Annotated in this window: 12 protein-coding genes; all 12 read right to left on the reverse strand. The window is 36.3% G+C overall.

Annotation, left to right across the window (positions count from 1 at the left end):
- Nucleotides 1-305: 305 nt before the first annotated feature.
- Nucleotides 306-1,337 (reverse strand): recombinase RecA, encoded by a 1,032-nt coding sequence (gene recA, locus EKQ63_RS20140; RefSeq protein ID WP_001976711.1) that lies wholly within the window; start codon nt 1,335-1,337, stop codon nt 306-308.
- A gap of 144 nt (nt 1,338-1,481) precedes the next feature.
- Nucleotides 1,482-2,720, reverse strand: coding sequence for a competence/damage-inducible protein CinA (gene cinA / locus EKQ63_RS20145; RefSeq protein WP_042514732.1), 1,239 nt, complete (start codon nt 2,718-2,720; stop codon nt 1,482-1,484).
- A gap of 20 nt (nt 2,721-2,740) precedes the next feature.
- Entirely contained in the window at nt 2,741-3,319 is a 579-nt protein-coding gene (gene pgsA, locus EKQ63_RS20150; protein ID WP_001052965.1) for a CDP-diacylglycerol--glycerol-3-phosphate 3-phosphatidyltransferase, read from the reverse strand.
- 63 nt (nt 3,320-3,382) lie between these two features.
- Nucleotides 3,383-4,294 carry a helix-turn-helix domain-containing protein gene (locus tag EKQ63_RS20155; RefSeq protein WP_087954514.1) on the reverse strand — a complete coding sequence of 304 codons (912 nt, stop codon included), beginning with the start codon at nt 4,292-4,294 and terminating at the stop codon, nt 3,383-3,385.
- Nucleotides 4,295-4,315: 21 nt separating this feature from the next.
- Nucleotides 4,316-5,101 (reverse strand): DUF3388 domain-containing protein, encoded by a 786-nt coding sequence (locus tag EKQ63_RS20160; protein ID WP_000574107.1) that lies wholly within the window; start codon nt 5,099-5,101, stop codon nt 4,316-4,318.
- A gap of 139 nt (nt 5,102-5,240) precedes the next feature.
- Entirely contained in the window at nt 5,241-5,489 is a 249-nt protein-coding gene (locus EKQ63_RS20165) for a DUF3243 domain-containing protein (RefSeq protein ID WP_000114454.1), read from the reverse strand.
- Between the two features lie 75 nt (nt 5,490-5,564).
- Complete coding sequence (gene ymfI / locus EKQ63_RS20170; protein ID WP_143881468.1) at nt 5,565-6,278, reverse strand: elongation factor P 5-aminopentanone reductase; 714 nt, start codon at nt 6,276-6,278, stop codon at nt 5,565-5,567.
- Between the two features lie 103 nt (nt 6,279-6,381).
- Complete coding sequence (yfmH, locus tag EKQ63_RS20175) at nt 6,382-7,668, reverse strand: EF-P 5-aminopentanol modification-associated protein YfmH (RefSeq protein ID WP_087996542.1); 1,287 nt, start codon at nt 7,666-7,668, stop codon at nt 6,382-6,384.
- Nucleotides 7,669-8,934 carry an EF-P 5-aminopentanol modification-associated protein YfmF gene (yfmF, locus tag EKQ63_RS20180; protein ID WP_143881469.1) on the reverse strand — a complete coding sequence of 422 codons (1,266 nt, stop codon included), beginning with the start codon at nt 8,932-8,934 and terminating at the stop codon, nt 7,669-7,671.
- A gap of 198 nt (nt 8,935-9,132) precedes the next feature.
- Nucleotides 9,133-10,092 (reverse strand): ABC transporter permease, encoded by a 960-nt coding sequence (locus EKQ63_RS20185; RefSeq protein ID WP_000008842.1) that lies wholly within the window; start codon nt 10,090-10,092, stop codon nt 9,133-9,135.
- Entirely contained in the window at nt 10,093-11,151 is a 1,059-nt protein-coding gene (locus tag EKQ63_RS20190) for an ABC transporter permease (protein WP_029439576.1), read from the reverse strand.
- On the reverse strand, nt 11,144-12,676 hold the full coding sequence (locus tag EKQ63_RS20195; protein WP_087954511.1) for an ABC transporter ATP-binding protein: 1,533 nt from the start codon (nt 12,674-12,676) through the stop codon (nt 11,144-11,146). The genes EKQ63_RS20190 and EKQ63_RS20195 overlap by 8 nt, the downstream gene beginning before the upstream one ends.
- Nucleotides 12,677-12,780 lie beyond the last annotated feature (104 nt).

Genomic DNA, 12,780 nt, shown 5'->3' on the forward strand with positions numbered 1-12,780 from the left:
TTGAGAAGAGTGTTTCGTATATAAGAAAAAATATACATTCTCATTGTATCTATCGCAATTTTCATTGTCAAGCGTTGTCTACTTTTACTTTCTTTACCTTCAGTCCTAATTTATATATGAATGTAAAAAGCAGACAGCATATTATCCTGGAAAACCTTAGTAAATTCCAGTTTATTTATGTAAAACGTGCATATATCCCTCTTTATACATAATCTTTTAGGTAGATTAAATATTTTATCTCCAACGATATAGAACGCTTTCATAATGATACAAAAATAAAAGACACGAAGCCGTGTCTTTTATTTTTAATCAAGAAGACTTGGATCTTCCATACCTTCAGCACCTGAATCTTCGCTAATTCCGTGATGCTCACGAATAAAGAAGGCAATTTCTTCTCTTAAATCCGTATTTTCTTTTAAGAACTGCTTCGAATTTTCACGACCTTGTCCTAAGCGTTCTTCATTATAAGAGTACCAAGCACCGCTCTTTTGAACGATATCAAGTTCAGAAGCCATATCCAAGATTTCACCTTCTCTTGAAATACCTTCTCCGTACATAATATCAACTTCCGCAACACGGAATGGTGGTGCCACTTTATTTTTAACTACTTTTACTTTTGTTTTATTACCAACAATGTCGTTACCTTGTTTTAATTGCTCCGCACGACGCACTTCAAGACGAACAGTTGAATAGAATTTCAATGCACGACCACCTGGAGTTGTTTCTGGGTTTCCGAACATAACCCCAACTTTTTCACGAATTTGGTTAATAAAGATTGCGATTGTTTTTGATTTATTGATTGCACCTGAAAGTTTACGAAGTGCTTGAGACATTAAACGAGCTTGTAAACCTACGTGTGAGTCACCCATGTCTCCTTCAATCTCAGCTTTCGGTACAAGAGCTGCTACAGAGTCAATTACGATAATATCAACCGCACCACTTCGTACAAGTGCTTCCGCGATTTCTAAACCTTGCTCCCCTGTATCAGGTTGTGATAATAGTAATTCATCGATGTTAACACCTAATTTTTGTGCATATACAGGATCCATTGCATGCTCCGCATCAATGAATGCTGCTTGTCCACCTTGACGCTGTACCTCTGCAATTGCATGTAATGAAACTGTTGTTTTACCTGAACTCTCAGGTCCATAAATCTCGATAATACGGCCGCGTGGGTATCCGCCTACCCCTAATGCCACATCAAGTGCTAAAGAACCACTAGAAACTGTAGAAACTCTACGCTCCGCTTGTTCTCCTAATTTCATAATTGAACCTTTACCGAATTGCTTCTCTATTTGTTTTAACGCCATATCTAATGCCGCTTGACGATCACTCATTCAAAATTCCTCCTTAACTGAATTGCTAATCTTATTATACCTATTTTCAATTCAATTTGCCAACAAAAATCGAACATTTATTCGATTTTTTTATTTTCCATTAAATAAAACCGCATTTAGCCATTAAAAAAAGCTAAAAGAGACTTATATCTCTTCTAGCTTTTTATACAAATGATAAAATCCATATTTTGCTGAGCGTTCCCTAATTTGTTGACGACTTCCGCTTAAATTTAGAGGAAAGACTACAGTTGGTTCATCTTTCATCGCCAATCCAACAAATACTGTTCCCGGCTCTTTATGTTCTGAAGCATCTGGCCCTGCTACCCCAGTGAAACTAATTCCGATATCCGCTTTTAATAATTCTTTAACATTTTCCGCAAGATAACGAGCACATTCTTTACTAACTGCACCGTCAGTAGACAACACTTCCTCAGGTACATGTAAAACATGTTGCTTCACATCATTATGATAACAAATGACACCGCCTTTAAATACGGAAGACACACCAGCACTTTCTGTTACTTGATTACCGAAGAGACCACCTGTTAAACTTTCTGCACATGCTAAAGTTAATCCTTTTTTCTTCAATAACTCTATCGCCTTATAGTGCAGAAACTCTTGGTCATACCCGTAGAAAAATTCTCCTACTCTTTCTAAAATCAAATCTTCCATATGCTGAATGAGTTTCTCCGCTTCATGAGCATTTTGATGCTTCGCAGTTAAACGTAATGTCACTTCTCCATCACTCGCAAGCGGGGCGATTGTCGGGTTCGTTTGTCCATCAATTAAATCTTGAACTTTCACCTCTAATTGAGATTCCCCAATTCCAAAGAAGCGAAGCACGCGAGAATAAATGTTTTCTCCTGTTGTAAAGTTACGTAAAAAAGGCTCTACATAACTTACATACATTGGCCTCATTTCTTTCGGCGGTCCTGGTAATAAGATATAAACTTTTCCGTTCTTATTTAAACCCATACCAGGTGCCATACCGTGATCATTTGCAAATACAGTTGCTCCATTTAAAACGAGTGCCTGCTTTTTATTATTTTCAGTGAACTCACGACCTGTACGCTTAAAATAATCGCTTATTAATGCTAATGCATTTTCGTCATATACAAGCTCTTCCCCTAAGCTAGACGCAATTGTTTCCTTCGTCAAATCATCTTTTGTCGGGCCTAATCCACCTGTAAAAATAAGCATATCCGCACGTTCTTCTGCAACTTCAATCGCCTGCTGTAATCGTTTGTTATTATCTCCAACTACAGTATGGTAGTACACATTAATGCCAATTGAAGCTAACTTTTCAGATAAAAACTGGGCGTTTGTATTTGCAATTTGTCCAAGTAATAATTCCGTTCCAACCGCAATAATTTCAGCATTCATCCCAATTCCCCCATAAACTTCTATTTTGAGTTTACAAAAGCAGCTCTATTTTTCCAGAAATAATCCCATCCTGAAATAACAGTAAAAATTAATGCAATCCATATAAAGATATCAGCAACCGGAATATGGATTAAATTTAAAGGTACATCGTGTAATAAGTATGCCGCAATCGCGATAATTTGTGTCCATGTCTTAATTTTCCCTAGCTGATTTGCCGCAACTACTTCCCCTGTTCCAGCAAGTACAAGACGTAAACCAGTTACCGCAAACTCACGGCTTATAATAACAATAACGATCCAAGCAGGTACATATTGCATCTCAACTAACGTGATAAGTGCCGCTGAAACAAGTAATTTATCCGCTAACGGGTCAAGGAACTTCCCTAAATTCGTTACAAGATTATACTTTCTTGCGTAATGTCCATCAATCCAATCTGTAGCCGAAGCAACAATAAAGATAAGCGCTCCTACTAAATGTTGAATTGGTAAATCAACATCACCAATTGTGTATGAACCCCAATCAAAGGGTGCTAACATAATTACCATAAAAATTGGAATTAAGCAGATTCTAGATATTGTAATTTTATTTGGTAAATTCACAGCTATTCCTCCATCATATCAAAAACATTTGTTCATTGAAAAAAGTCATCGAAGCGATGACTGTTATTGTGCAGGTTGCTCTACCCCTTGGTTTTTTATCACCAATCTTTGGTGAAGTTCTTTTTCTGGATCCAATGGGTAAGCGACCACTTGGCCATTCAGTTTAACTTCAACATTCGTTGCATTTCCAATATTAAGTCGCACTTCTTTTGCTGTTGATAAATCTCGTTTTTCTGTTTGACCATTTTGTACTGTAGTGTTTAAAATTTCATTACCCGCATCATCTTTAACATCTACATAACTCGCACCTTTACCCGATATTTCCAGTTCTAATGTTTTATTATTATGAATTTCCAAAGTAGATACTTTACCAGTCGTCCCAACCACTTTTACTTCTTGTTGTCCAGTTGGCTGTGCTGGTTGTTCCTCTTTCTTCGGTTCTTCTTTCTTTGGTTCCTCTTTTTTTGGCTCTTCCGCTTTCACTTCATCTTTCTTCGTATCTAACGGAGAGTTTTCCGCTTTTTTAACTTCAATTTTCTCACTTTGAGCATTCGGAACTTTCTCATCACTTTTTCCAGTTAACGCTTGGAAAACAAACCAAATTACCACTCCAACTGCGATTACTAACAGCGCAACTAAGATTTTTGGCATATGATCTGCAATTGGCCATGATGAAGATTTTTGCATTGTTTCTTGCGTTTTTTGTCCTGTTGATACTTGTGGAACGTCACGTTTTTCAGATTGTGGTATCGTACTCTGATATTCTACAAGCAGTTCCTCTCCATTTAATCCAACCGCATCTGCGTATTGTTTAATGAATGCACGCGCATAAAAAGCTCCTGGCAATACATCATAATTGCCTTCCTCAATCGCTACTAAATGGCGTTTTTGAATTTTTGTAATCTCATGCAGCTGATCAATAGACAAGCTTTTCGTTCCTCTTGCTTCTTTCAGCTTTTGTCCTAATTCTGTCACTACTAACACCTCAATATTTCTTTAAAAGTCAAACATAGAGAAATTATTTTGCGTACCTTGCTCAATTTCATCTACTAAATTATATTGAATTTCTTCATCATAATCGTTACGCAACTCGATAATATAATCAAAATCATCCAATGTGTATTCTGACTGGCTCACAAATACGTCAGGATGTTCCACAACTTTCGTTGCAGGCAATCTCATAATTTCACGAACAAGCTGCCAATGCCTTTCGTTAGCACGCTTTGTTGACACGATTCCATCTAAGATGAAAATATTGTCGTCGCTATACTCATCTTCAATCAATTGACTACGAACAGTTTGCTTAATAAGAGTAGACGATACAAATAACCATCTTTTATTTGCACAAACACTTGCGGCAACAATGGATTCTGTTTTCCCGACACGAGGCATTCCTCGTATACCAATTAGTTTATGACCTTCTTTTTTCATTATTTCAGCCATAAAATCTACAAGTAACCCTAATTCATCACGCACAAACCGAAATGTCTTCTTATCATCTGCATCTCGTTGTATGTACCTACCATGTCTAACCGCTAGCTTATCTCTTAGCTTTGGCGGACGATATTTCGTTACCGTTATGTTATCCATCGTATTTAAAATTGATTCCAGTCTAGAGATTTGCTCTTGATTATCACACATAAGGAGTAATCCACGCCTTGCGTTATCTACACCATTAATTGTGACAATATTAATGCCGAGCATACCGATTAACGAAGAAACGTCACCAAGCAAGCCAGGTCGGTTTTTATGTATTTCATATTCAAAATACCATTCAATCATCCAAGATCACTCCCCTTGCTTACTTTACACCTACGTACTATATTATATGATTTCACCTTAATAGGGAAGCTAAATGTATAATCTATCCCTTTCAATTATTATACAAAAAAAATAGAGAGGAGATTCTCCTCTCTATTTTTTACTTATGTTGTACAAACTTTACCATTAAGTTTGCGATTGTATGTTGCTCTTGTTCGTCAGCAACTTTCCAAAGCTCAGCTAATAGTTTCTCTTGATCGTTGCGTGCTTCTACTTCATTCGCTAAATAGTCACCAACACGAAACGCCATATCTGATACAGCACCACCATCAAGACCTTTTCCTTGCGCTTGCTCTAAACGTTCTCCTAAAAAGCTCTTCCATTGATCAAAATTATCTAAAACTGACATGTGTAAGCACCTCACTACTTAGTAATAGAATCATGCTTAATTTGTACAGTTTTTCATTTTTTATGTAAGAAATTTTTAGCAATGCCAACCGCCGTTCACTCCGATAATTTGTCCCGTTATATAAGATGCACCTGGTGATACGAGAAATGACACAGTTTTTGCTACTTCTTCCGGTAATCCTATTCGTCCTAACGGAATCTCTTCCGCAATTTCATTCTTATCCTCTTCTGAAAACACGTTTAACATTTCCGTTTCAATTGCACCTGGCGCCACCGCGTTCACTCTTATTCCACTTAATGAAACTTCTTTTGCTAAAGCTTTCACATAGGAATTTTGCGCACCTTTTACCATCGAGTAAAGCACTTCACATGATGCACCAATTTGTCCCCATATAGACGAAACAAGTACAATATTACCGCTTCTCCGTTGAATCATAGATGGGAGTGCCATTGATAATAATTTATAGATACTCTTCACTTGAAGTTCTACCATATCATTCAATTCATCGTTCGTTACATCTGTTACGAGTCCAAATATACTCTTCCCAGCTGCATATACGATAACATCAAGAGGATGTTCAATTTGGTTCCACAATTGCTCTGCCCCATCAGTAGAAGCTAAATTCGCTTGAACAGGAATTACTTCATCCCATTCTCTCTGTAACTCATTCACTTTCTCTTCACTGTTATTATAATGAACATATACTGTATATCCATCTTGAATTAATTGTTTTGAAGTAGCAGAGCCAATCCCTCCACTTCCTCCAGTTACTAATGCATACTTTTTCATACAATTCCTCTCTTATCCCAAAAAAATCTTTTCCCTACAAATAAATAATACCCTCATCTTACAATTTATCAATGATAAGATAAGGGTATTATTGTGAAACCTTTTATTTTTTCGGTAAAACTTGACAAACGCTCATTTTTTCTTCTGATAATAATAATTTTGCTACTTCTTGTAAATCTTGAACCGTTAAACTTTCTAATACAGTCAATGCATCAAACAGACTCGATTCGTTAAACGCATATCGTGTAAATTGATTTGCAATATATTCTGGTGAATTCAAGGAGCGTAAAAAGCCACCTATTTTCTTTTTCTTTACTCGTTCTAATGCCGCCTCATCTAATTGATCATAATTTGTGTTTAATAAAATACCTTTTAAACGCTCTTCCAGCTCATCAGGTTGCTTCGTATCGCCGCCAACCATTGCAAAACCGAAGTTATTCTCTTCCGTATAATCATACGAGAACGAATCATCAATGAGTCCTTCATTATATAAAGATTCGTAATGAACAGAACTTTTCCCAAATAAATAATCTAAAAGTAACGTAAGCGCAATTTCTTGTTTTAAAAGGGCTTCCCCTTTTTCTTTTAAGTTTGTCGCTTTAATACCAACTAAACATTTCGGTGTTTGTACAGGCATTGAAATAATTTTCTTCTTTTCATTTACCTCATCTGGTTCTTCTTCGAATGAACGTATTATTTCTGGTTGGTTTTTATAATCTTTTTTCGCTTGATTTTCACGTATTAAATCCATCGTTTTCTCTGGATCAATGGCCCCTACAACAAACATTAACATATTGCTTGGATGATAAAACGTTTCATAACATTCATATAGTAAGTCTTTCGTAATTTTACTAATAGACTCAATTGTACCTGCAATATCAATTTTAATCGGGTGCTTTACAAACAAACTATCAATTAATCCAAAATATAAGCGCCAATCTGGATTATCTTGATACATTTGAATTTCCTGCCCAATAATACCCTTCTCTTTTTCAACAGTTTTTTCAGAGAAGTAAGGCTCTTGTACGAAATTTAACAATGTATTTAAATTTTTTTCTACATTTGATGTACATGAAAAAAGGTAAGCTGTTCTTGTGAATGATGTGAAAGCATTTGCTGATGCCCCTTGTTTACTAAACAATTGGAACGCATCGTGATCTTCTTTTTCAAATAATTTATGCTCAAGAAAATGAGCAATCCCATCCGGCACACGAATCATTTCTTCTTTACCTAGTGGTACGAATGTATTATCCACAGAACCATATTTTGTCGTAAACGTTGCAAATGTTTTATTAAATCCTTGCTTCGGTAAAATATATACATCTAATCCATTAGGAAGTTTTTCATAATAGAGTGTCTCTTTTAATTGCTCATAAACAATTTTCTCCATTTATTCTCCCTCCGTTCCGTGTAAAAAGTAAATTGTATCTAGTTCAATATTTTTAGCAACTTTCACAATCTCTTCTTTCGTCACACTTTCAATGCCTGTAAGCCATTCTTCAACCGGACGCGTACGGTCTGAAATAATACCATGATACAGCATTTCCACAAATCCGCGCGGTGTATCAATTGCTTCTAATATTTGATTTTGAATGACACTTTTCGTTTGATGCATCTCTTCTTCAGAAAAATCACCATTTTGCATTGCAAGCATTTGCTCTTTAATAATCTCAACAGCTTTTTCATAATTTTTCGCTTCGATCCCTGACATGACAAATAATAAGCCTTTATGACTTTCAAAGCGGGATGCTGCATAGTACGCTAAACTATTTTTTTCACGAACATTAACGAATAACTTCGAATGAGAAAATCCTCCAAACAATCCATTGAACAATTGCAGTGCAAAATAATCTTCATCTTTATACGTAATAAACGTACGATAACCGATGTGTAATTTACTTTGTTTTAATTCTTGTTTTTCCACAACTTCTTTTTCTTCATTATTTCTCTTATGAAGAAGTACATTTCTTTCCCTCACAGGGCGTGCTGAAATAGAGAAATACTTACTTACAAGATCAACTGCGTTTTCTGAAATAATGTATAGATCCATTTCATCTTCCGCTAACACTTTTTGATAATATTGATACAAACTTTCATTGGTAATAGAAGAAACACTCTCTTTTTTCCCATTTGCACTTAAACGATACGGTTCTACTTTGCACATTTCTTCAATTAAACGCTCGTTTGCATAACGCATTTTATCATCATAAGTCGCTTCAATTCGTTGCAAGAGCGCTCTCTTTTCACTTTCTACGATAGAAGGTAGAAAACCATTCCCCTCTGTCGCTGGATGTAAAACGATATCCGATAACATAGAAAGCGCTTTTTCAAATAACGGTGGTGCATCATGTAAATATACTTCATTTGCAATGTCTACATAAATAGAGATGATATGGTCTTCTCCTTTTTTACTTACATCTACTGCCAAAGAAGATCCGTATAATTCTTCTAAATATTGACGAAGACGAATTACAGAAGGAAGCTTTTCTGTCGCACTTTGCAATACATATGGCAATAAGGCACGCTCTGTCACCGTCTCCTCATTTAAAGGTGCTTTCAAACGAAATACAAATGTATTTGTTTTATATTTATCAGTTGGAATAATATGTACTCGTAAACCACCTAACTCATGTAACTGTTGTTCCATTAGTTTCATTTATAGCCCTCCTTTACGTATATAGGAATATTCCTCTTCAATATACAGTTTTTAGAAATGAAAAATCAACTTTTCTTCCTCACTATACTTACATTAGGCCCTTTCTAAAAACTGTAATATGTAAGGAACATAGTGAAATTCCGTATTAAATATAGTCTATGTAAAAAAGCCCGCACTAATGTGCGAGCTTTTTTATACTTATCGTTTTCCTTTTTCATAAGGAGTTCCTAATGCTTTCGGAGCTTCAGAACGACCTACAAAACCAACAAGTGCTAATATTGTGAATACATACGGTAATATCGTTAAGAATACACTTGGAATTTCTTTTAGTACTGGAATTGTACCACCTGTTATTCCTAATGATTGAGCAAATCCGAAGAACAGAGCCGCTCCAAGAGCACCGAGTGGATTCCATTTACCGAAAATCATTGCTGCTAACGCCAAGAAACCTTGTCCAGTAATTGTAGCACCTGAGAAGTTACCAGAAATCGACATAGCAAAGACCGCTCCACCAACTCCTGCAAACATTCCAGATATAGCAACTGCAATATAACGCATTTTATATACGTTAATCCCCATCGTATCCGCTGCCATTGGATGTTCACCAACCGCACGAAGACGAAGACCGAACGGCGTTTTATAAATGATATACCAAACGACAAACGCTAAAATAATAGCAATATATGATGTTAACGGTACATTAGAGAAAAAGATTTTTCCGATTACCGGAATATCCGAAAGACCCGGAACATCAATTTTTTCAATGCGGTATTGAATGAAATCTGTTTGTCCTTTGCCAAAGATTTTCTTAATCGCAAATACTGTTAAACCAAGTGCTAAGAAGTTAATCGCTACTCCACTCACTACTTGATCCGCACGGAATGTAATAGATGCTACTGCGTGAAGAAGTGCAAATAAGCCACTACCAATCGCTGCAAATAATAGCGCAATCCAAGGAGTCATCGATCCCCACGTATCACCCATTAATAACGTTGTAACAATACCAATAAATGCACCAAATAACATTAAACCTTCTAACGCTATATTTACAACTCCAGAACGTTCACTGAACACTCCACCTAACGCCGTAAAAATAAGTGGTGCTGCCGTATATAACGTACCCGTCACAAGAATGGCTAAAATATCTAAAAAGCTCATTTATTTCCCCTCCTTGCTCATGCGTGTAAGTGCCCAGCGTAAAACATAACTGCACGCTACAAAGAAAATAATACATGCAATAATAACGTTGATTAACTCCGAAGGTACATCTGCTTCAAAATTCATTTGTGGTGCTGCACTTTTCAAACCACCAAACAGTAAAGCTGCTAATAATATACCAAAAGGATTATTTCCGCCTAAAAGTGCTACCGCAATCCCATCAAATCCAATACCAGTAAAAGAAGACATTGCTGTCATACTTTGGAATGTCCCTAATCCTTCCATAGCTCCACCAATTCCTGCAAAAGCACCAGCAATTGTCATTGATAATACAACATTACGCGATACTTTCATTCCTGCGTATTGAGAGGCATTTTGGTTAAAACCAACCGATTTTAATTCATACCCTAACGTTGTTCTATCTAATAAGAACCACATTACAATGGCAATGATAATAGCTACAACAATTCCCCAGTGTAAACGAGATCCATCTGTCAATGAAGATAACCAATCAGAAGCTAACGAAGCACTTGCTTGTACATCATAAGACTTTTCATTACCTTCATGGATAAAACGTTTAATAAGATCATACGTAACATAAAGTGCAATGTAGTTCATCATAATTGTCACAATTACTTCATTTACTTTAAGTTTTCCTTTTAAATATCCAGGTATAAAACCCCATAAACCGCCGGCGATCGCTGCCACTAAAATAGATAACGGAATATGCAAAATTGCTGGTAACGACACTGCATATCCAAACCAAACAGCAGCAAGCCACCCAACTAATAACTGTCCTTCCACACCAATATTGAAAAGACCTGTACGAAACGCAAATGCTACTGAAAGACCAGCTAATACAAGCGGAATCATTGTACGCAACGTCTCACCGATAGCTTGTGGATTACCAACCATCCCTTCCCAAAGCGCGGCATATCCAACAATTGGATCATATCCACTAACTAACATTACAATGGCACCAACAAGTAAACCGAAAACTACGGATAACACAGGTACTAAAATATTAATTGTTCGTTCTGTTAAAAATTTTTTAGCCATTTGTGTTCACCTTCTCTTTCCCTGTCCCGCCGGCCATTAATAATCCAAGCTGTTGTTCATTTGTTTCTTTCGCATCGACAATCGCTACAATTTTCCCTTCATATATAACAGCCACTCGATCGCTTACATTTAAAATTTCATCCAGCTCTAAAGATAAAAGCAATACTGCCTTACCATTATCTCTCTGCTCAATTAATTTTTTATGAATAAATTCAATCGCACCTACATCTAAACCACGTGTCGGCTGTGCTGCAATTAATAAATCTGGATTACGATCTACCTCACGTGCAATAATTGCCTTTTGTTGGTTTCCACCAGATAGAGCGCGAGCTAACGTGTGTTCACTAGGTGTACGTACATCAAACTGTTCAATAAGTGCTTTTGCTTTTTCTGTAATTTTACTAAAATTCAAAATCCCTTTCTTTGAAAATGGATTTTTATAGTATGTTTGTAAAACAATATTGTCCCGAACAGAAAAATCGAGAACAAGTCCGTGTTTATGACGGTCTTCAGGAATATGACCAATCCCCTCTTCTGTTATTCTTCGAACAGGCCAATTCGTTATTTCTTTTCCTTTAATTGCAATAGAACCTGACTCAACTTTTCGTAAACCAGTAATCGCCTCTATTAATTCGCTTTGACCATTTCCATCAATCCCTGCAATCCCAACGATTTCTCCTGCACGAACAGTTAAGTCAAGGCCTTTTACAGCAGGTAACTTGCGCGTATCATGAACAATTAGGTTTGCAATAGATAGTACTTCTTCCATTGGTTTAGCTTCTATTTTTTCTGTTTTAAAATTCACTTGACGTCCGACCATTAACTCTGCAAGTTTATGCTCATCCGTTTCCGCTACATCAACAGTACCAATCCCCTTACCTTTACGAATAATTGTACAACGATCGCAAACTTCCATAATTTCTTTCAACTTATGTGTAATAAGGATGATAGATTTCCCCTCTTGCACAAGCTTTTTCATAATTTGAATCAACTCATGTATTTCTTGAGGAGTTAACACCGCGGTTGGCTCATCAAATATTAAAATCTCAGCACCACGATAAAGAGTCTTTAATATTTCAACCCTTTGCTGCATCCCAACAGAAATATCTTCAATTTTCGCATGTGGATCAACGGCTAAACCATACTGTTCAGATAATTGCTTAATTTCTTTTGCAGCTTCTTCAACAGCAATTTTCCCGTTTTTCTTCGGCTCATTTCCAAGAATAATATTCTCTGTAACTGTAAAATTATGAACAAGCATAAAATGCTGATGGACCATCCCAATACCAAGGTCATTTGCGATATTCGGATTTGTAATTTTTACAGGTTTTCCTTTAATTTTAATTTCACCTTGTTCTGGTTGGTACAAACCAAATAGTACATTCATCAATGTGGATTTCCCTGCACCATTTTCTCCAAGTAAAGCATGTATTTCTCCCTGTTTTACTTGCAGCGTAATATCGTCATTCGCTACAATGCCTGGGAATACTTTTGTAATATTGTTCATCTCAATTACGTATTCCATTTTGTTCCTCCTTTTAGCAGGGAACACTCCCTAATTACACTCTATTAAAAGTATTTTTATATATGCAAAGGTTAGTTCTACGAACTAACCTTTGCTATTTCTCT

It is taken from the genome of Bacillus sp. BD59S (assembly GCF_007363175.1).
In the GTDB taxonomy this organism is placed as follows: Bacteria; Bacillota; Bacilli; order Bacillales; family Bacillaceae_G; genus Bacillus_A; species Bacillus_A pacificus.

What these genes read in the sequence shown, in the direction of transcription:
- EKQ63_RS20165 (WP_000114454.1), bottom strand. Translation starts at nt 5,489, where the DNA reads ATGTCAGTTTTAGATAATTTTGATCAATGGAAGAGCTTTTTAGGAGAA.
- ymfI (WP_143881468.1), bottom strand. Translation starts at nt 6,278, where the DNA reads ATGAAAAAGTATGCATTAGTAACTGGAGGAAGTGGAGGGATTGGCTCT.
- EKQ63_RS20195 (WP_087954511.1), bottom strand. Translation starts at nt 12,676, where the DNA reads ATGGAATACGTAATTGAGATGAACAATATTACAAAAGTATTCCCAGGC.
- yfmF (WP_143881469.1), bottom strand. Translation starts at nt 8,934, where the DNA reads ATGAAACTAATGGAACAACAGTTACATGAGTTAGGTGGTTTACGAGTA.
- cinA (WP_042514732.1), bottom strand. Translation starts at nt 2,720, where the DNA reads ATGAATGCTGAAATTATTGCGGTTGGAACGGAATTATTACTTGGACAA.
- EKQ63_RS20160 (WP_000574107.1), bottom strand. Translation starts at nt 5,101, where the DNA reads ATGATTGAATGGTATTTTGAATATGAAATACATAAAAACCGACCTGGC.
- EKQ63_RS20185 (WP_000008842.1), bottom strand. Translation starts at nt 10,092, where the DNA reads ATGAGCTTTTTAGATATTTTAGCCATTCTTGTGACGGGTACGTTATAT.
- recA (WP_001976711.1), bottom strand. Translation starts at nt 1,337, where the DNA reads ATGAGTGATCGTCAAGCGGCATTAGATATGGCGTTAAAACAAATAGAG.
- EKQ63_RS20190 (WP_029439576.1), bottom strand. Translation starts at nt 11,151, where the DNA reads ATGGCTAAAAAATTTTTAACAGAACGAACAATTAATATTTTAGTACCT.
- yfmH (WP_087996542.1), bottom strand. Translation starts at nt 7,668, where the DNA reads ATGGAGAAAATTGTTTATGAGCAATTAAAAGAGACACTCTATTATGAA.